The following is a 17,288-nucleotide window of genomic DNA, read 5'->3' as shown; positions in this document are numbered from 1 at the left end:
GCCGCCGAGGTCGTGATCCGCGGGGAGTCCGGTGCCCAGCACCCCACCGTGATCACCGCACTGATCACCGGCCGTATCGATGTCCGTAAAGCGCACACCCTGCTGCGCTCGGCGTCGCAGCTGACCTTGGCCGAGCGGGCCGAGGCGATCGAGCGGTTCCTTCCCCAGGCACCCCGCCGGACGTGGAAGTGGCTGCAGACCCGGATGCTCGCGTTCGCCAAGGACCGCCACGGCGCAGCACAGACCGCGAAAGCCGCAGCAGAACAACGGTGTGTCCAGCTCGACCGCGCCGAGAACGACATGGGCTGGCTCTCCGCCTACCTGCCCGCCACGGACGCCGCCGCCGTCTGGGGTGTCCTGGACGACATGGCCCACCAGCTACGCCACACCACAGGCGAGGACCGCACCCTCGGGCAACTGCGCGCCGACTCCCTGACCGGGATCATCACCGGCCGACTCCTACCCGCCGACCGCTTCACCCAACCCGACGACATCGAGTCCGACGACGACATCGAGCCCGATACCCGTGTCGAGCCGGGCCCGGGCACGGAGGGCGGCAACCGGACCAGGAGCGGACCGAACGCCAGCACCAACGTGAGCACCACCGCCGACGTGAGCGCCAGCACCACCGCGGATGAGCGGTCCGACATGGGGACCGCGACCGACCACGACACCAAGACCAACAGTGCCGGCACCAGTGCCACTGTGCCGGTGTGCACGTGCGGTGGCCTGGCGCCCGTCCAGCAGATCGTGGTCCAGGAAGTCGTGGAGATCGTGCGGCCGGTACGGATCACGCCGACCCGCCCCGTCGTCCGGGTCACGATCCCCGCCAGCACCCTCCTCGGCCTGGACAACGCCCCCGGCGACCTGACCGGGTACGGACCCATCCCCGCCGACACCGCCCGCCTGATCGCCCAGGACGCGACCTGGCAACGACTGCTCACCGACCCCGTCACCGGGATCCTGACCGACTACTCCACCACCACCTACCAACCCGGCAAAGTTTTACGCGGCGCCATCGAGACCAGAGACGAGACCTGCACCTTCCTCTGGGGCTGCGACACCCCAGCATCCCGCTGCGACCTCGACCACATCCAACCCTTCAACCACGACCCGGCAGACCAGGCGCCCGGGACCCCTCGCCAGACCCGCGCGCACAACCTGCACGCCCTGTGCCGCAAGCACCACCTGCTCAAGACCCACGCCGGCTGGGGAATCGTCCGCGACCCCCACACCGGGATCACTACCTGGACCACTCCCACGGGCCGCATCCACACCCGGCCACCCACCGTCCTGGACACCCACACCGACCTCGACCAGATCGACCCCGACACCAGCGGCGACCTCACCCTCCACGCCCTCACCGGCCAACGCCTACCCCGCAGCTACCAGACCACCGAACCCGGAACCATACCGAACCAGGCAGCACCGACCGACCCCACAAGCCCGACCGACCCCGACCAGCCGCCCTTCTAAGCAGGCCGATCCGGTCCGCCCAGATGCTCCCCCGAAGAACGCTAGCGTCCGCTCCCACGCGTCCGCCGACGCCTCCCGGTCGTGCGTCATGCCCTGGATCCGCATCAGCATGCCGAGCGGACCGGCTGTGCTGGGCGAGGAACGAGTGGGTCGCCTCCGGGTACACCTTCAGGTCCGACGGGACACCCGCGCGGTCAAGCCCGACCCGCAGCTTATCGACCTCGGGGACGTCGACCACCTTGTCGCGCGCGCCGAAGCTCGCCACTACCGGGCACGGGGCTGACAGCATCTGGTCCAGCGCAGCGGGCTCCTGCCGCCCCTCGGGCAACAGGCCGTAGTTCACGGCGGCGGCGTCGAACCCGCCGCGGCCCGCAGCTACCAGGGCGAACCGACCGCCCATGCAGAACCCCATGATCCCAACCCTGCTGGTGCAGTCCGGCCGGTCCGCGAGCGCCGCGCGATCGGCCTCGAGCCGCTCGTAGGCGGGGCCCTGATCGGCGATGAAGCTGCGGAACGCCTGCCGGAGGCAGCGTCCCCGCTGGTATATCGACGGGGCGTGCACGAGGTAACCCCGTTCGGCGAGGTAGTCGCAGACGCGACGCAGCTCTGCGGTCATCCCGTACGCGTCGTGCACGACGACGACGCCGGGGAACGGGCCGGGGCCGTCGGGAACGGCGGTGTATCCGGGATGCACGCGACCTCCTGAGCCTGGACGAGATGCCTGGGACCGTACCGCACGGTATGCATGGTGCACCCCCCTTCCGGGCGACATGATGTGCACCATGTTCACCAGTACAGAGGCCGCGATGGACCTGCGGGTCGCCGCGTACGCCGTCATCACCGACGACCAGGGCCGCATGCTGCTGCCGCACTGGAACGAGGGCACGCGCAGCGGCTGGACCATGCCGGGTGGTGGGATCGACCCGGGCGAGCACCCAGCCGCCGCCGCGGTCCGGGAGGTGCTCGAGGAGACCGGCTACCACGCGGAGCTGGACGGGCTGCTCGGCGTCGACAGCTCAGTCATCCCCGGCCCGGACCGGGTCTTCCCGTCGGACCGCCCGGTGCACGCCCTGCGGATCGTGTACCGGGCGCACGTCACCGGCGGGGAGCTGCGCGTCGAGGCGGACGGCTCCACCGACGGCGTCGCCTGGCACACGCCGCAAGAGGTCGATGCGCTCGACCGGGTGCCCCTGGTGGACCTGTCCCGCCGTTGGGCGGGCCTGATCGGTTAGTGCATCTCTAGGGGCGCGGCGATGGCGGGAAGCCCGTCCAGCGCAGGTCCTGCGGCAGGTGGCCCATGTCGTTGAACAGCACGACCGTCGGCGGCAGGCCGTCGCGGTACTCGAGCACCGTCAGCGCGGTGTTGCCGCTGTTCAGGCCGAGCCACCGGGCAGGCGGCGCGTCCAGGGCATGGCGCAGCAGCCACGCGACCTGGAACGCGTGGGTCACCAGCACCTCGTGGGTCTCGGTCTCGGTGGGCCTCGCGAACCGGTCCACCAGCTCTGCGGCGAGCCGCTCGCCCGGCGCACGCTCGGCGTCGTCGTACCCGTCGAAGAACCCGGCCCAGGCCGGCGGGAGGTCGGGTGCGGCGGGGACGTACGGCACGTGGTCGACCAGCTCGGCGGCCTCGGTGACGGGCACGCCCGGCAGGTGCTCGCCGATCACGTGCGCGCTCGCCGCCGCGCGCGGCAGGGGCGAGTGCCAGACGGTGCCGACCGGCAGCCCGGCGAGCCGCTCGCCCAGCAGGCTGGCCTGCCGCCGCCCGACGTCGGTCAGGTCACCGAACGCGTCCGCAGCGCCGTGCCGTGCCAGGTAGAGATGTCTGGTCGCCATCCGAAGAACCTACCGGTGGTCCCCGCGGCTACGCGCCCCGCTGGATGCCCAGGGTCGAGATCAGGTCCTCGTGCAGCTCCATCCAGACGACGTGGCACGACCCGATGCCCGTGCCCGCCACCCACTCGCCCTGCCCGGACCGCGCCTTGCCGAGGGCCGCGGAGAACCGGGTGTCGTACCCCTCGAACCGGGCGAGCGCCGAAGTCAGCTCGGTGACCAGCGGCCCCAGCTCTCCGTCCAGCGCCGCGAGCTCTCCCAGGACCTGTGCGTCCCACTCCGGGTCGGTATGGGTGTTCGGGGTGAGGCGGTCGCCGTCCTCCGGGCGGAGCTGCCAGTCGGTGCAGGCCTGCAGCAGGCGGGCGTTCAGCGGCCCGAACACCTCATGGACCCGCTCGACGACGGGCCGGGCGCCCAGGCCGCTCAGCTCCTCGGCCAGCCGCCGGTCGTCCTCGGCACGTCCGCGGTCGGTCATGGACCAGCCTGCGGTACCGGTGAACGCTGCCTGCCTGACCCAGCCGTACGCCTCGTCGTCGAGCAGGATCTCGCGGGTGTCCGCCTCGTCGAGGCCGAACCGCGCGGCGACGGCGTCGTCGTCGGCCATGCCCTGGATCCGGACGGAGTGGAGCACGAGCAGCTCGGGCTGCGAGGATCGGGCGAGGGCCGGGTTGTGCGTCATGTTTCGCACCGTGCATCCTTCGGTGACCGGTGTCAACGCAGGTGGGTACGCCCAGGGAGGAAGCCATGCCGGAAAGCTCCGCTGTCCCGCACGCCACAGGAACGCCCGGGAGCCCAGGGCGCGCGTCCGGGCCGGCACGTGTGGTGCACGGCCCCGACGACTTCGCCAGGGTCCGGTCCGGCGACGTGCTCGTGTGCCGCTTCACGGAACCGGCGTGGACCGCGCTGTTCGGGGTCGTGGCCGCCGTCGTCACCGAGACCGGCGGCGTGCTGTCCCACGCCGCGATCGTGGCGCGCGAGCACGGTATCCCCGCTGTGCTCGCGGTCCCCGGCGCCATGACGACGCTGCGCGACGGCGAGATCGTGACCGTCGACGGCGACACCGGTCGGGTCAGCGGTCACGAGGTGGGCTGAAGCCGGCCGGCTGCTACCTCGACGTCGGCGGCTGGATCAGGTCCCACGGCATGCCGTACAGGTCCTCGAAGATCGCCACCGTCCCGTACTCCTCGTGGCGTGGCTCCTCGCGGAACAGCACACCCGCCGCCGTCATGCGGGCGTGCTGCGCGGCGAAGTCATCGGTCTCGAGGAAGAACGCGACCTCGCCACCGGCCTGCCGGCCGACGGCGCCCGCCGCACCGGTCAACGCGAGCACCAGCCCGGTCCCGCCGTCCGCGGGGCCGACGACGACCCGGCGCCAGCCGGATGCGCTGGTCTCGTCCTGTCGCAGGACGAAACCCAAGGCGTCGACGAAGAACGTGATCGCCTCGTCGTGATCGCGGACGAGGTAGGTGACATCGGAGAGTCGCAGCACCTCGCGATCCTAGGCCGCACGCGGCCGGTGGCGTGCCGCGCCCGGCTCGGGCCGTCGCCGCCTCCTATCCTGGGACCACTCGACCCGGAAGGCACGACATGAGCTTCAGCCACTCGACCGGCACCCGTGGCGCCAAGCAGCCGGGCCGCATGTTTCGCTGGATGAATCGGCTGCTCATGGGCCGGGCCCGGCGCACCGACCGCACGACCATGGGGATGAACCTCCTGGTCCTGACCACGGTCGGGCGCAAGAGCGGGCAGGCCCGCCAGACCCCGCTCGCCTGGTTCCCCGGCTCCGACGGCGACTGGCTGGTCGTCGCGTCCGCCGGGGGCGCACCCGCCAACCCGGCCTGGTACCTCAACCTTGCCGCTCACCCGGACCAGGTGACCGTCGAGCAGGCAGGCCGCAAGGTCTCCGCGACCGCCCGGGAGCTGCACGGAGCCGAGCGCGCGGAGGCCTGGGAGAAGATCACCGCCGAGGTGGACCAGTTCCGCAAGTATGAGGAAGCCACCGACCGGAAGATCCCGGTCATCCGGCTGACGCCGCGGTCCTGAGCCCGGGTCCGAGTCGCGCCGGCGGGTGTTGTCGCGTACGTCCGAGGGTGTGCCACCGTCGCCGCTGAGCTGGCGCGGCGGGATGTCGGACAGCAGTGGTTGACTCCGGCACATGACCTCACGGGACCCGAATCAGATTGCGGGGCTGCCGTGCGAGCTCTTCCGGTTCGAGGGCGCCGGCAACGTCGTGGCGCTCCGCCTCGACACCCTCGATCAGCGGGAGGACGGGACGATCACCCAAGCGATCGGCACGATCGAGATCGACTGCGGGAGCCTGTCCGGCGGACGCGGCGTCAGGGGCGTACTGACCACCTACGTCAGCATGGAAGACCTGGACGACTGGCAGAGGGTTCTTGACGCCCTGGACGCCGGGTATGACGGCGCCTGGCGCAAGGACCTGCGGGCGTACGAGGTGCACGTCGGCTGGGACGGAGGCGATCGTCACCTCGTGACGGTCCGCGACAGGATGGGCCTGCTGACGGACGTGATAACCGCCGTACCAGCGTCCGAGGACTGGTTCGAGGACGCCTATGACCGCCTCGGGCGGGCCTACGACCTGTTCGAGCATCGGTGACCGCGCGGGAAGGGCGTCCATAGGTAGTGTCGTGGGCATGACGCACGCTGCCATCACGTCCCCGGCCACCACAGCCCTCCAGACCGCGGACTGGCGGCGGCGCGTCTTCGCGCTGTACGCCGGCGTCCGCGTCCGTGCGGCCGAGGACCCTGCCGCCGCACACGCCTACTGGACCATGACTCGCGACGAGCTCTTCGCGACCCATCCGGCCTCGCCAATCCTCCCCGAGGACAAGCCCGGCTTCACCGGTCTGTCCGTCACCCCGTACGACCCGGCCTGGCGCCTGACCGCCCCCGTCGTGCAGGCAGAGCCGGGACCCGACGGTGCGGCGCGCCGCCTCGACGTCCCCACGGGGACCGACGGCGTCGTGCCGTTCGAGCTGCTCGGCAAGGTGGTCCTGCCGGGGCTGGGATCGCTCGACGTCTGGCGCCTCGCCTCGTACGGCGGGGGTCTGTTCGTGCCGATCAAGGACACGCTCGCCGGCACCCCCGGCGGCACCTACGGCGGCGGACGCTACCTCCTGGACAGCATCAAAGGCGCGTGGCTCGGCCACGCGGGCGGCACCGACGGCCACGCCGGCGGGTACGACGACGGCGTCGGCGAGCTGGTCGTCGACCTCAACTTCGCCTACAACCCGTCCTGCGCCTATGACCCGGCATGGACGTGCCCGCTCGCTCAGCCGGGCAACATGCTCGACGTCGAGGTCCCCGTGGGCGAGCGCACTCCGCACTGAGACACGCCATCCTGTGCGGCGTTGGCCTCCCGCCCCAAGTCCTGGTTGCCTGGGGCCATGACCATCGAACCGTCCGAGCCGGGTCGCCCCGGCACCGGCCGTCCCGTCGTCGGGCACGCAGACGAACCGCACACCGAAGGCCTCGCCGAGCGGCTGAACTGGCTGCGCGCGGGAGTGCTCGGCGCCAACGACGGGATCGTGTCGGTAGCGGCTGTCGGCGTCGGCGTGGCGGCGGCGACCGCGCAGACCGGGCCCATCCTCACCGCCGGCCTCGCCGCCCTCGTGGGTGGCGCGATCTCGATGGCGCTGGGCGAGTACGTCTCGGTCTCCAGCCAGTCCGACAGCCAGAAGGCCCTCATCGCCAAGGAGAAGGCGGAGCTCGCCGAGATGCCCGAGGAGGAGCTGGCCGAGCTGGCCGAGCTCTACGAGGCCAAGGGCCTCTCCCCCGGCACCGCCCGCCAGGTCGCCGTCGAGCTCACCGAGCACGACGCCCTCTCTGCGCACCTGGACGCCGAGCTGGGCATCGACGAGGACGAGGTGGTCAGCGCCTGGAACGCAGCGCTCGCGTCGGCGGTGGCGTTCACTCTCGGCGCGTTGCTGCCGCTCGCCACGGTGCTCCTGGTCCCGGAGCCCTGGCGGGTCGCCGTGACGTTCGCCGTCGTGCTGGCGGCGCTCGCCGGGACCGGCTGGATGGCGGCCTGGATCGGCGGCGCACCGCGCGTGCGGGCGACGGCACGGGTGGTCGCCGGCGGTGCGCTCGCCCTGGGCGCGACCTTCGCCGTCGGCTCCCTGCTCGGCACGACGGCGATGGGGTGAGTACCGTTAGCGCCCGATGAACACCATCGACATCACACCGCCCCCTGCCGACGCACCATCGTCGGCCTACGGCGTCCACTCCGAGGTCGGCCGTCTGCGCAAGGTCCTGGTCTGCGAGCCAGGCCTGGCACACCAGCGCCTGACCCCGTCCAACTCGGCCGACCTGCTGTTCGACGACGTCCTGTGGGTGGAGCGCGCCCAGCAGGACCACGCCGACTTCGTGAGCGAGCTGCGCGGCCGCGACGTCGACGTCGTCGAGCTGCACGCCCTGCTCGCGGAGACGCTCCGGGTGGCCGGCGCCCGCGACTGGCTCCTGGACCGCAAGATCGTCCCGGAGATCGTGGGCAACGGACTGGTCGAGGCGACACGCGAGTACCTCGAGTCCCTGCCGGAGCACGACCTCGCCCGGTACCTGATCGGTGGCCTCGCCGTCGCCGACGTGCCCGAGCTGCCGCCGGGCTTCCGCGCCCTGGCCGACATGAGCCCGGACGCACGCGAGTACCTCATGCCGCCGCTGCCGAACACCCTCTTCACGCGCGACACCACGTGCTGGATCTACGGCGGCCTCACGCTCAACCCGCTGTACTGGCAGGCACGCCGCGACGAGACCCTGCTCATGAAGGCGGTCTACGCGTTCCACCCCGACTTCGTGGGCAGCCGCGTGTGGTGGGGCGACCCGGAGACCAGCCACGGCGAGGCGACCTTCGAGGGCGGCGACATCATGCCGATCGGCAACGGCACCGTGCTGATGGGCATGAGCGAGCGCACGTCGCGCCAGGCGATCACGCAGGTGGCGGCGTCCCTGTTCGAGCAGGGCGCCGCCGAGCAGATCGTGGTGGCCGGCATGCCGCGCCTGCGCGCGGCCATGCACCTGGACACGATCCTGACGTTCGTCGACGTCGACACCGTCACCGTCTATCCGCGGATCGTGGACCGCGTGCACCCCTTCGTGCTGCGCCCGGACTCCGGCCCGCTCGGGGTCTCGGTGACGGACGCCGGCGGGTCGTCCTTCCTCGACGTCGTGGGCCAGGCCTCCGGTCTCGGCGAGCTGCGGGTGATCGAGACCGGCGGCGACGTCTACGAGTCGGAGCGCCAGCAGTGGGACAGCGGCAACAACTCGGTGGCCGTCGAGCCGGGTGTCGTGTTCACCTACGACCGGAACACGACCACCAACGACCTGCTGCGCAAGGCCGGCGTCGAGGTGATCGAGATCGCGGGCGGCGAACTGGGCCGCGGCCGGGGCGGCGGCCACTGCATGACGTGCCCGATCATTCGCGAGCCCGTCAGCTGGTAGACGCCGGGGGCGTGGCGCGACACGCCGTAGCGTCGCGCCACGCCAGAAACTTGATGCATTCTTGGGTTGCAGTTCTGGAAAAGCCATAGACGCTACCAAGCCCTCGTTGTACCTTTCTTCACACACGGACTTCGCGCCGTGGTGGCTGGTTGTGTGTCTGCGCTCCCTGCCGGAGCACCGATACGAGCTAGACAAGAGCCAGATCCGAACAAGACGGAAGGACGAGATCCACGATGGTCCGCACCAGCATTGCGCTCCAGGCCTCAGGCCTGTGCACGGTCGGTGCTGCCACCGCGTCGTCCTCCCCGACCACTGCACAGCACCTGCGGGACGGCCGTGAGGCCATACGAGGCGCCATACGCCGCTGATCCGGTTCTGCCGGACCAGTGAACGTGAGCCGCCTCGGGATGTCTGTTCCCGGGCGGCTCTTGTCGTCCCGGGCCCGGATCGCCCCGCACAGCACGACCCGAACGACCAGCGAAGAAAGAGAAGGACAAGCTCACCGGAAGGAGCAGGCCCGTGGCCGACGTCCTAGTCCTCAATGCCGGCTACGAGCCGCTGCACCGGGTATCGGTCCGGCATGCCATCCACATGCTCGTGCGCGAGGTCGCGGTCGTCGAGGAGGCGGTCGACGGCCGCTCCTTCGGGCCGTTCCCGTTACCGCGCGTGCTTCGCCTGGTCCGGTACGTCACGATGCGGTGGCTCTACCAGTCGGGCGGGGCGCCCGGGTGCACCAAGCAGGGCGTCAAGCGGCGCGACGGCTCGTGCGCGTACTGCGGAGGCCCTGCCGAGACCGTTGACCACATCCTGCCGCGGTCGCGCGGGGGCCCGTCGACGTGGATGAACCTCGTGGCCGCGTGCTACCCGTGCAACTCACACAAGGCGGACCGCACGCCGGCGGAGGCGGGCATGGTGCTCCACGTGACGCCACACGTTCCACGCGCCGAGTACGCGCGCGCCATCCGGCACCGGGCGGCCCGAGCGGCCTAGGCGAGGCCGGGGCACGCGCGCGGGGCAGGCTCAGGCCCGGGTGGCGATGATCCTCGTGACCGAACGGCGCACGTCGGCCCGGACGTCGTCGACGTCGATCTCCGGCTCGCCCAGAGCGGACAGGAGGCCGCCGACCGTGAGCACGGATCCGAGCACCGCCGCGAGGACCTGGGCGAGCAGACGGTCCGCAGGCACCGCTGGATCGATCCGTTCCGGGTGCCGGGCCTGCGCCTCGCGCAGCGCGCTGACCTTGGCCGTGCTCGAGGCCGCAGACTGCTCCGACGTGCTGAACCCACCCGGTCGCTCCAGCGTGTGCCAGAGCACGAGCCGGACGAAGTCGGGACCGCCCACCGCGAAGTCGAACAGCCGAGCGGCGTAGCCGGGCAGGTCGTCGGCGTCGAACGGGACGGCGTCCATCAGGTCGAGGATGCGCGCGGCGACCACCTGGTCGAACAGCGCCTCCTTACCGCCGAAGTACGCGTAGATGCGTTGCTTGTTCGCTTCCGCGCGCTCCGCGATCCGGTCCACCCGCGCCCCGGCCAGCCCGTACCTCGCGAACTCCGCGGCTGCCGCCTCGACGATCCGCTCGGGCGTCGAGGCGCGTCCGACGTCGGCGCGGGGGGTGGGCATGCCGCTCAGCCTAGCCCGGGCGTCTCGCACGGCATCCGGCGCACGGCCTGGTGCGTCAGTGGACCGGCGCCGCGGTCGACGTGACCTCCTCGGCGACGGCCCAGAGCCGGGCCGCCGTCGAGGCGTCACGCATGCGGCGGGTCAGCCGGGCGCGCCTCGGCCTGCCGATCAGCCCGTAGCGCGGCCCGTAGTAGCCGCCCGCCACGACCTCTCGACCCGCTGCGGCGAGCAGGATCGAGTCGGCACCGTCCTCGGGCGTCATCATCGGGAGCAGGCCGCCACCGTTCCATCGCACCGGCTGCTCTCGGCCCATGCTGGGCCCGGTGACCTGCAAGTTCGTGCGCGTGAGGCCAGGATGGGCGGCGGCACTGAGCACTGGCCAGCCCCGCTCCCCCGCCACTCGGGCCAGGTGCTGGGCCAGGTGCACGTCGGCCAGCTTGGACTGCGAGTACGCGTCCATGGCGCGATACGTGCGACGTTCCCAGTCGAGGTCGCTGAAGTCGATCCGGCCGAAGTTCGCGGCCGCCGAGGCCATGGTGGCGACCCGCGGCGCCGGCGCCGACAGGAGCAGCGGCAGCAACAGGTTCGTCAGTGCGAACGGGCCCAGGAAGTTGGTGCCCCACTGCAGCTCGTGGCCGTCGGCCGTCTCGAACCGACGCGGCGGGACCGACACACCGGCGTTGTTGACCAGGGTGTCGAGCCGGTCGAGATCGCGCTTCAGACCCTCGGCGAACGCGCGCACCGACGCGAGGTCAGCGAGATCGACGACCCGCACCTCGGCCTGGGCATCTGGCCGCTCCGCACGGATCTCGGCCAGGGCGGCGGCACCCTTCTCGGTGTCACGGACGGCGAGAACCACCCGGGCGCCCGCCCCCGCGAGCCGCTTGGCGGCCTCACGCCCCGTACCGCTGTTGGCACCCGTGACGACGACGGTGCGACCGGTCTGGTCCGGAACGAGATACATGCGACTCCTCGGGGGCGACGACGGACTCTGGTGGCAACCAACCTGTTGGTTGGCCAAATCTACTATGCCCCGGTGCGCCCCGAGGCACAACCCCGGCGGGGCCGATCTGGTCGGCATGAGGTCAGGAGGTCGGCAACCCGGGTTGCCGACCTCCTGACCTTCTACCGATCTCGCGGGGTGCCGCGCCCTTACAGCGCGTCCGCAAGGAGCTCCAGGGTCTGCGTCCGGCCCGGGGTCGCGTCCAGCGGCTCGTCCGCACGGGAGCCTGCGACGGGCACGAGCATGACCTCCTCGACACCGTACCGATCGGCCAGCCCCCGCACCTCGGCGGCCACCTGGGCGCCGTCGCCGACCAGCCAGCGCGCCAGCATCGACTCGATGGACTGCGCGACCGCGCCGTCGGCCGGTTCGCCGGCCATGGCGCGCACAGCCTCCTCGACCGTCTCGAGCGCGCCCAGCCTCTGGCCGGAACGCAGCCTGGCCATCTGCCGCAGGTGCGGCAGGGCCCGGTCGTACGCCTCGTCCGACGTCGGCGCGACCACCGCGTTGGCCGTGAGGAACGTGCGCGGCTCCGGGTGCTCCTCGGACGGCCGGTAACCGTCGCGGTACAGAGCGAGGATCTGGTCCATCCCCTGGCCGGAGAAGTGGTTGGCGAACACGTAGGGCAGACCCAGCTCCGCGGCGAGGCGCGCCGAGTAGTCGCTGGAGCCCAGCAGCCACACGGTCGGGACGCCTGCGGCGGCGGGCGTGGCCCGCACGTCGTAGATCTCGCCGGAGGTGAGTCGCAGGCGGGCGCCGTCGGGCCCCATGAGGCTCTGGATGTCGGTGACGTGCTGCGGGAACCGGTCGACGTCCGCCGTCGGACCGGTCGCCCGCAAGAGCGACGTGATCACCGGGTCGCTGCCCGGCGCGCGGCCGAGGCCGAGGTCGATGCGCCCCGGGGCGACAGCCTCGAGCGCCGCGAACTGCTCCGCGACGACGAGCGGGGCGTGGTTCGGCAGCATCACGCCACCCGAACCGACCCGGATGCGCGAGGTCCGCGCGGCAGCGGCGGCGATCATGACCGGCGGCGACGACGCCGCGACGGCCGCCATGTTGTGGTGCTCCGCGAACCAGTAGCGCTCGAAGCCGAGGCGGTCGGCGAGCACCACCAGCTCGAGCGAGGCCGCCAGGGCCTGCGCGCTGGTCTGGCCCGAACGGACGGGCACGAGGTCAAGGACGGACAAGCGTGGCGTGGTATTCATCGCCTCTGACAACCGTTTCGAGGTCCCGCATGTTCCGGCCCGGGCCGCTCCTGTACCAGCCACGGTTCGGCTCTGGTATCGCGGGGGTCATGGCGCCCACCCCCATGTGCCTGACATGATCGCAAGGTGTCTGTTGATGTACGCCCCACGACCGACGACGACGTCGATGCCGTGGTCGACCTTTTCCGTCAGTACCTCAGGTTCTACGACCAGGAGGTGCCCGACGCCGAAGCGCGCGCCTTTCTGACCGCCCGCCGCGATGCGGGCGACAGCGTGCTGCTGGTCGCAGTGCTGGAACCGGAGGGCAACGAGGCCTCGGCCGGAGGCCGGGAAGTGGTCGGCTTCGCACAGAGCTACCCCACCTGGTCGTCCGTGAGCCTCAGCCAGTCGTGGGTCCTGAACGACCTGTTCGTCTCGCCCGCCGCGCGCGGGACCGGCGCCGGGCGCGCACTGGTGCAGGACACGTGCCGCCGTGCCAAGGAGGCCGGCGCGATCCGCGTGTCGCTGGCCACCGCGTGGGACAACGTCGAGGCGCAAGGGCTGTACGAGTCCGAGGGCTTCGTGCGGGAGGAGCACTTCCACCGCTACGCCTACGTGACGGGCGCCTGAGCTCCCCCACCCTGGCGGGAAGGTGCGTTCGGCCTGCTCAGCCCGGTGGGCGCGCCGTCGCGGCCGGTGTCGGTGGCCCACGCTAGGGTTTCCTCCGGCCGGGGACGAACCCGGCCCGAATCACGTCGGGGAGACCCGGGAACTGGAGCGCACACCACCATGATGGGAGGCAACCACGCAGCGACGGGAGCCGCGGCCTGGGTAGCAGTCACCGCGTCGACGCCGATCGCCTTCGGCTGGTACCCGGGAGTGACGGACACCGGAGTCATCGCGGGTGCCCTCGTCTGTGCCGGGGCCGCGCTGCTGCCCGACGCCGACCATCACTCCGGCACCATCGCGAACTCGCTGTCGCCGGTCTCGGACGTGGTGGTCAAGGGGATCGAGGCAGTGTCCGGCGGGCACCGGAAGGGCACGCACTCGATCCTCGGTGTCGCGGTGTTCACGGCGATCGCCTGGGGCCTCAGCTTTCTGAGCATCGACACAGGCAACGAGGCCTTCGGGACGATCCTCATCGGCCCAGGCATCATGTGCGTGCTGCTCGTCGCGTTCGCGCTCAAGGCGCTCAAGATCACGCGGGACACGAAGATCCTGCCGTGGACCACCTCCATCACCCTGGCGGTCCTCATCGCGGTCTTCGCGCCGGAGGAGTGGTACTGGATGCCGTTCAGCGTGGCGCTCGGCTGCATCGTGCACATCCTCGGCGACATGATCACCACCGCCGGCGTGCCGCTGCTGTGGCCGCTGAAGTTCCGGTCCCCGTACTGGATGCGCAACAAGCGTGGCATCGAGCTGGACTGGCTATGGCGGTCCGGCGGCAACATCGCGATCCCGATCCTCGGGAACGCCGGCTCCGTGCGCGAGTGGATCTTCCTCGTACCGGTGTCGCTGTACGCGATCGTCGGGATCCTGTGGGCGTTCCTGAACGAGATGGGGTACGACACCATGGCGGTCTGGAACCAGGTCGTGGCGATCTTCCCCTCCTGACCCTCACCCCGCGCTCAACGGCTCCGGTGGGTCAGAGGCCGCCCGCGACTGCCGCGCCGGCCGCCAGCCAGGCTCGGCGGGTGTCGGTGCGCAGCGCGCCGTGGCGCAGGTGGCCGTCGACCATCGCGGGGTCGAACGGGATGGTCACCACCTCGCGGGCCAGGGACCGGTAGCCGTCGGCGACCTTCTCCAGCTCGCTGGCCGGCTCCTTCTGGTCGGCCTGGCTCACCACCACGACCGCCTGCTGCGCCAGGTACGCCGACCGTCCGTCGCGGGTCGCGAGCGCCTCCAGCAGCAGGGCCCCCGCCTCCGCGTGGTCGTCGCGCGTGGTGGTGGCCACCACGAGCTGGTCGGTGAGGTCGATCATCCGCTGCCACATCGGGTCCGACTCGTCGTTGCCGGAGTCGATGAGGATCATCCGGTAGTACTTCGAGAGCACCGAGTGGATGGCGTCCACGTCCCGCGACTCGATCCGCTGCTCGTTCGCCATCGCTATCGGCTTGGACCGCAGCACGTCGAACCGGTCGCGCGTCTGGTGGTGCACGTACCGCGCGAGGTCGGCGGCCTGCGCCGACGGTCCAAGGAGGCGGTCCGTCTGCGGCAGCAGGTCCAGGAGCGTGGACTCGTGCGGACCCTGCTCGGTGCGCCAGCCCAGCGTGCCGCGCGTCTGGTTGTTGTCCCACGTCACGACACCGGCGCCGCCGAACTGCGCGAAGACCGCGGCGAGCAGCACTGTCGACGGCGTCTTGCCCGCTCCGCCCTTGCCGTTCACCATCGAGATGGTGCGCGGCCCTGGCCAGTGCTGGCTGACGGCGCGCTCGTCGGCCCGCTCGGCTCGCTCCGACTCGCTCGGGCCGACCCGGATGCCCATGCGGGTGAGCATCCCGCGGAAGCCGCGCGTGGCCGGGTCCTCGTCCTGCTGGTGCGTGAGGAACGACTCCCGCGCCTCGCGTCGCGAGCGCGGAGCCTCCTCGTCGGCCACCGGTGTCGGGTCCGACGGCGGGGCGGACAGGCTGCCGCGCGTGGCGCCGATGGTCGGCACGGCGTCCACCGGCCCGGGCATGGGGCTCAGCACGGAGCCCGTCGTGCTGCCCGTCATGCTGCCCGGCAGGTCGGGCGCGCTGCCCGCGGTGCTGTCGGCGGCGTTCTCACGCATCGGATCGGCCGACCCGGAGCCGTTCGTGGCCTCAGGGCCCCCGCCGTTCGGCGAGAAGTCCGTGGGCCCGGGTGCTACGGCGGCAGCCCCAGCGGGCGGCGCGGCGTGCGGCGCCTCGGGCGTCCTCGTGACACGACGCACCGTGTCTTCCGGGTCGGCCTCGACCGCGGAGCCGTGCGGGTCCGAACCGGCAGCCTCGGTCGGGCGCCCCGTCTCGGTGGTGCCGGAGATCCGGGTCGCGTCGGGGACTGGCGTACCGAGCGGGTCGGCCGGGGACGTGGCGGCCTGCGGGGGCCGGTCCACGATCGGCGCACGCTCGAACACCGGTCCAGGCGCCGGGGGCGACACCGGTGCCTGGGGTGCCGGGGCAGGGGCCTGCGCCGGCGCGATGTCGTCCTCCTCCGGAACCACCGTCCCGTCCGGGTGCACGATCAGGTTCCAGAGCCCCTCTGGCCCTGTCGCGGACGCCCGTACGGGCCGACCGACCTTGGCGGCGTTCTCCGTCACCCGGCGCAGCACCTCCACACGCGCCTCTTCTAGGCTGCCCGTGGTGATGGGGTGGAACGTCCCGTCGATCGTCACCTCACCGGAGCCGTCTTCCCGGACGATCGCGTCGATCCGGGGCCAGCGGGGCACGGTGTCAGAGCTCATGCGTTTCCTCCGAAGTTCCTGGGTAGGCGGCTCGCGTGGTTCGCCCCCGGTGTAAGGGTCGGACATGTTCGTCCACCTGGCCACCCCAACGGGGCAATCAGCCCACCTGGTAGGTTCTCGCGCAAACAGGTGTCGAAACCGGGACCACTACCGAGGAGCCTCCGCGTGTCTGACGAGCCCACCCGCCGAATACCTCCGGCGGATGACCCCACGCAGATCCAGCGGCCGCCCGCTCGTCCTGGTCGCCCGGGTGCGCAGCCCGATGCTCCGTCATCGTATGCCGCGACCCAGCGGTTCGACGCGGTCCGCGACGGACAGGCCGCTGGCCAGACCGGACAGGCCGCCTGGCAGGCCCAGGGAGACGGCGACCATACCCAGGTCATGCCGCCGTCGGGCATGCCACAGGGCAACGCGGGCTACGGCGACCACACCCAGGTGATCCCGCCGTCGGGCATGCCGCAGCCCGACCAGGGACGCGACTTCCGGACCGCGACCCCGCCGCCCGCGCGGCCGTACCGCCCGTACGAGACCGGGCAGCCCACCCAGGCCCACGCACCCGGCGCCTTCCCGGGCGAGCAGGACTACGGGCAGGGCCAGGCAGGCTACGGCCAGCAGCAGGGCTACGGGCAGCAGCCCAATGACCAGGGATACAACCCGCAGGCACCCCGGCCGACGCCGCCGACGCCGCGCCGGGACCGGAGCGACGACTCGCCCGGCGGCGGCTCGGCGGTGGGCGCCGTCCTCGCGTGGATCCCGCGGATCCTGCTCGCGCTGAGCGTCTACCAGCTCATCCGGCTGATCCCGGGGTTCGACGTCATGCCGGACACCTCGCAGCTGCCGCTGTTCCGCGGCCTCGGCGACGGGGTGCTCGGCATGCTCAACCTCAACCCCGAGTGGTCGGACCAGGCCGCCAACCTGACGATCCCGGTGCTCGGGATCGCGCTCGCCGGGCTGTTCAACACGATCCGCTCGCTGAGCACGTCGCTGGCGATCTGGCCGTACGCGCTCGCGATCGTCGCGTGGATCGTGGTGTTCGCCGTCGGCGGCATCGTCGGCTACGCCCAGGACGCCACCACCGACATGCGGGAGAACGTCCAGGAGTCGGTGGACGAGAGCGTCGAGGACGCGAAGGACGAAGCCAAGGAGTCCGTCGAGAAGCAGGTCGAGCAGGGCGTCGAGGACGCCAAGCAGAACGCGACCGAGAATCTCGAGGACGCCCTGCCCGGCGGGAACGGCTAGCAGGTCACAGATCGGGGACTCTGCTGACCGGTACGGCGGGACGCTGATAGATTTT

The 17,288-nt window shown here is 71.6% G+C and carries 20 protein-coding genes; 12 read left to right on the top strand and 8 right to left on the bottom strand.

From position 1 onward, the window contains the following. On the top strand, positions 1-1,476 hold a 1,476-nt coding region (locus tag APR04_RS25165; RefSeq protein ID WP_253875940.1), incomplete at its 5' end, for an HNH endonuclease signature motif containing protein. Here APR04_RS25165 and APR04_RS31385 read toward each other — a convergent pair. Further along, a complete protein-coding gene (locus tag APR04_RS31385) occupies positions 1,361-2,248 on the bottom strand; it encodes a dienelactone hydrolase family protein (protein ID WP_372496170.1) in 888 nt (295 codons plus the stop codon). The genes APR04_RS25165 and APR04_RS31385 overlap by 116 nt on opposite strands. Positions 2,249-2,282: 34 nt before the next feature. On the opposite strand from APR04_RS31385, the gene APR04_RS25155 reads away from it, so the two are divergent. Further along, positions 2,283-2,708: an NUDIX hydrolase gene (locus APR04_RS25155; protein WP_301312974.1), complete on the top strand. Its 426-nt coding sequence runs from the start codon at positions 2,283-2,285 to the stop codon at positions 2,706-2,708. A 7-nt stretch (positions 2,709-2,715) separates the two neighbouring features. On the opposite strand, the gene APR04_RS25150 is transcribed toward APR04_RS25155, so the two are convergent. Continuing rightward, positions 2,716-3,309 carry a histidine phosphatase family protein gene (locus APR04_RS25150; protein ID WP_253875934.1) on the bottom strand — a complete coding sequence of 198 codons (594 nt, stop codon included), beginning with the start codon at positions 3,307-3,309 and terminating at the stop codon, positions 2,716-2,718. A 28-nt stretch (positions 3,310-3,337) separates the two neighbouring features. After that, positions 3,338-3,985: a transcriptional regulator gene (locus APR04_RS25145; protein ID WP_253875932.1), complete on the bottom strand. Its 648-nt coding sequence runs from the start codon at positions 3,983-3,985 to the stop codon at positions 3,338-3,340. 65 nt (positions 3,986-4,050) lie between these two features. Here APR04_RS25145 and APR04_RS25140 point away from each other — a divergent pair, with 65 nt between their 5' ends. Then, positions 4,051-4,398, top strand: coding sequence for a PEP-utilizing enzyme (locus tag APR04_RS25140; protein ID WP_253875929.1), 348 nt, complete (start codon positions 4,051-4,053; stop codon positions 4,396-4,398). Positions 4,399-4,411: 13 nt separating this feature from the next. On the opposite strand, the gene APR04_RS25135 is transcribed toward APR04_RS25140, so the two are convergent. Continuing rightward, positions 4,412-4,795, bottom strand: coding sequence for a VOC family protein (locus APR04_RS25135; protein ID WP_253875926.1), 384 nt, complete (start codon positions 4,793-4,795; stop codon positions 4,412-4,414). A 98-nt stretch (positions 4,796-4,893) separates the two neighbouring features. On the opposite strand from APR04_RS25135, the gene APR04_RS25130 reads away from it, so the two are divergent. The 6 genes from APR04_RS25130 (at position 4,894) to APR04_RS25105 (ending at position 9,756) form a co-directional block, all read left to right on the top strand. After that, positions 4,894-5,349 carry a nitroreductase/quinone reductase family protein gene (locus tag APR04_RS25130; RefSeq protein ID WP_253875924.1) on the top strand — a complete coding sequence of 152 codons (456 nt, stop codon included), beginning with the start codon at positions 4,894-4,896 and terminating at the stop codon, positions 5,347-5,349. A 112-nt stretch (positions 5,350-5,461) separates the two neighbouring features. Next, a complete protein-coding gene (locus APR04_RS25125; protein WP_253875921.1) occupies positions 5,462-5,923 on the top strand; it encodes a DUF5959 family protein in 462 nt (153 codons plus the stop codon). A 37-nt stretch (positions 5,924-5,960) separates the two neighbouring features. Beyond that, positions 5,961-6,656, top strand: a complete 696-nt coding sequence (locus APR04_RS25120; protein WP_253875918.1) for a DUF1684 domain-containing protein — start codon at positions 5,961-5,963, stop codon at positions 6,654-6,656. Between the two features lie 57 nt (positions 6,657-6,713). Further along, positions 6,714-7,472, top strand: coding sequence for a VIT1/CCC1 transporter family protein (locus tag APR04_RS25115; RefSeq protein WP_253875915.1), 759 nt, complete (start codon positions 6,714-6,716; stop codon positions 7,470-7,472). A gap of 16 nt (positions 7,473-7,488) precedes the next feature. Next, positions 7,489-8,766: an arginine deiminase gene (locus APR04_RS25110; protein ID WP_253875913.1), complete on the top strand. Its 1,278-nt coding sequence runs from the start codon at positions 7,489-7,491 to the stop codon at positions 8,764-8,766. 519 nt (positions 8,767-9,285) lie between these two features. Next, complete coding sequence (locus tag APR04_RS25105) at positions 9,286-9,756, top strand: HNH endonuclease (RefSeq protein WP_253875910.1); 471 nt, start codon at positions 9,286-9,288, stop codon at positions 9,754-9,756. Positions 9,757-9,786: 30 nt separating this feature from the next. Here the strand turns inward: APR04_RS25105 and APR04_RS25100 are convergent, their stop codons facing one another. The 3 genes from APR04_RS25100 to APR04_RS25090 form a co-directional block, all read right to left on the bottom strand. Then, on the bottom strand, positions 9,787-10,386 hold the full coding sequence (locus APR04_RS25100) for a TetR/AcrR family transcriptional regulator (protein ID WP_253875907.1): 600 nt from the start codon (positions 10,384-10,386) through the stop codon (positions 9,787-9,789). 55 nt (positions 10,387-10,441) lie between these two features. Continuing rightward, the gene (locus APR04_RS25095; RefSeq protein WP_253875905.1) at positions 10,442-11,350 is read right to left on the bottom strand and encodes an SDR family oxidoreductase; all 909 of its coding nucleotides are present in this window, start codon (positions 11,348-11,350) and stop codon (positions 10,442-10,444) included. Positions 11,351-11,538: 188 nt separating this feature from the next. Next, complete coding sequence (locus tag APR04_RS25090) at positions 11,539-12,594, bottom strand: LLM class flavin-dependent oxidoreductase (RefSeq protein WP_253875903.1); 1,056 nt, start codon at positions 12,592-12,594, stop codon at positions 11,539-11,541. A gap of 126 nt (positions 12,595-12,720) precedes the next feature. Between APR04_RS25090 and APR04_RS25085 the strand changes: the two genes are divergently transcribed. Both APR04_RS25085 and APR04_RS25080 read left to right on the top strand, forming a co-directional pair. Beyond that, complete coding sequence (locus APR04_RS25085) at positions 12,721-13,203, top strand: GNAT family N-acetyltransferase (RefSeq protein WP_253875900.1); 483 nt, start codon at positions 12,721-12,723, stop codon at positions 13,201-13,203. Positions 13,204-13,365: 162 nt separating this feature from the next. Next, the gene (locus tag APR04_RS25080; RefSeq protein WP_253875898.1) at positions 13,366-14,187 is read left to right on the top strand and encodes a metal-dependent hydrolase; all 822 of its coding nucleotides are present in this window, start codon (positions 13,366-13,368) and stop codon (positions 14,185-14,187) included. A 31-nt stretch (positions 14,188-14,218) separates the two neighbouring features. On the opposite strand, the gene APR04_RS25075 is transcribed toward APR04_RS25080, so the two are convergent. Continuing rightward, the gene (locus APR04_RS25075) at positions 14,219-15,994 is read right to left on the bottom strand and encodes an AAA family ATPase (protein WP_253875896.1); all 1,776 of its coding nucleotides are present in this window, start codon (positions 15,992-15,994) and stop codon (positions 14,219-14,221) included. A 165-nt stretch (positions 15,995-16,159) separates the two neighbouring features. On the opposite strand from APR04_RS25075, the gene APR04_RS25070 reads away from it, so the two are divergent. After that, the gene (locus tag APR04_RS25070) at positions 16,160-17,233 is read left to right on the top strand and encodes a hypothetical protein (protein WP_253875893.1); all 1,074 of its coding nucleotides are present in this window, start codon (positions 16,160-16,162) and stop codon (positions 17,231-17,233) included. Positions 17,234-17,288 lie beyond the last annotated feature (55 nt).

The sequence above is a fragment of the Promicromonospora umidemergens genome, assembly GCF_024171995.1.
Lineage (GTDB): Bacteria > Actinomycetota > Actinomycetes > Actinomycetales > Cellulomonadaceae > Promicromonospora > Promicromonospora umidemergens.
Note: the sequence above shows the minus strand (reverse complement) of the source record. Positions and strands in the feature narration are given on the sequence as shown.

What these genes read in the sequence shown, in the direction of transcription:
- APR04_RS31385 (WP_372496170.1), bottom strand. Translation starts at nt 2,248, where the DNA reads ATGTCGCCCGGAAGGGGGGTGCACCATGCATACCGTGCGGTACGGTCC.
- APR04_RS25155 (WP_301312974.1), top strand. Translation starts at nt 2,283, where the DNA reads ATGGACCTGCGGGTCGCCGCGTACGCCGTCATCACCGACGACCAGGGC.
- APR04_RS25150 (WP_253875934.1), bottom strand. Translation starts at nt 3,309, where the DNA reads ATGGCGACCAGACATCTCTACCTGGCACGGCACGGCGCTGCGGACGCG.
- APR04_RS25145 (WP_253875932.1), bottom strand. Translation starts at nt 3,985, where the DNA reads ATGACGCACAACCCGGCCCTCGCCCGATCCTCGCAGCCCGAGCTGCTC.
- APR04_RS25140 (WP_253875929.1), top strand. Translation starts at nt 4,051, where the DNA reads ATGCCGGAAAGCTCCGCTGTCCCGCACGCCACAGGAACGCCCGGGAGC.
- APR04_RS25130 (WP_253875924.1), top strand. Translation starts at nt 4,894, where the DNA reads ATGAGCTTCAGCCACTCGACCGGCACCCGTGGCGCCAAGCAGCCGGGC.
- APR04_RS25125 (WP_253875921.1), top strand. Translation starts at nt 5,462, where the DNA reads ATGACCTCACGGGACCCGAATCAGATTGCGGGGCTGCCGTGCGAGCTC.
- APR04_RS25120 (WP_253875918.1), top strand. Translation starts at nt 5,961, where the DNA reads ATGACGCACGCTGCCATCACGTCCCCGGCCACCACAGCCCTCCAGACC.
- APR04_RS25115 (WP_253875915.1), top strand. Translation starts at nt 6,714, where the DNA reads ATGACCATCGAACCGTCCGAGCCGGGTCGCCCCGGCACCGGCCGTCCC.
- APR04_RS25110 (WP_253875913.1), top strand. Translation starts at nt 7,489, where the DNA reads ATGAACACCATCGACATCACACCGCCCCCTGCCGACGCACCATCGTCG.
- APR04_RS25100 (WP_253875907.1), bottom strand. Translation starts at nt 10,386, where the DNA reads ATGCCCACCCCCCGCGCCGACGTCGGACGCGCCTCGACGCCCGAGCGG.
- APR04_RS25095 (WP_253875905.1), bottom strand. Translation starts at nt 11,350, where the DNA reads ATGTATCTCGTTCCGGACCAGACCGGTCGCACCGTCGTCGTCACGGGT.
- APR04_RS25090 (WP_253875903.1), bottom strand. Translation starts at nt 12,594, where the DNA reads ATGAATACCACGCCACGCTTGTCCGTCCTTGACCTCGTGCCCGTCCGT.
- APR04_RS25080 (WP_253875898.1), top strand. Translation starts at nt 13,366, where the DNA reads ATGGGAGGCAACCACGCAGCGACGGGAGCCGCGGCCTGGGTAGCAGTC.
- APR04_RS25075 (WP_253875896.1), bottom strand. Translation starts at nt 15,994, where the DNA reads ATGAGCTCTGACACCGTGCCCCGCTGGCCCCGGATCGACGCGATCGTC.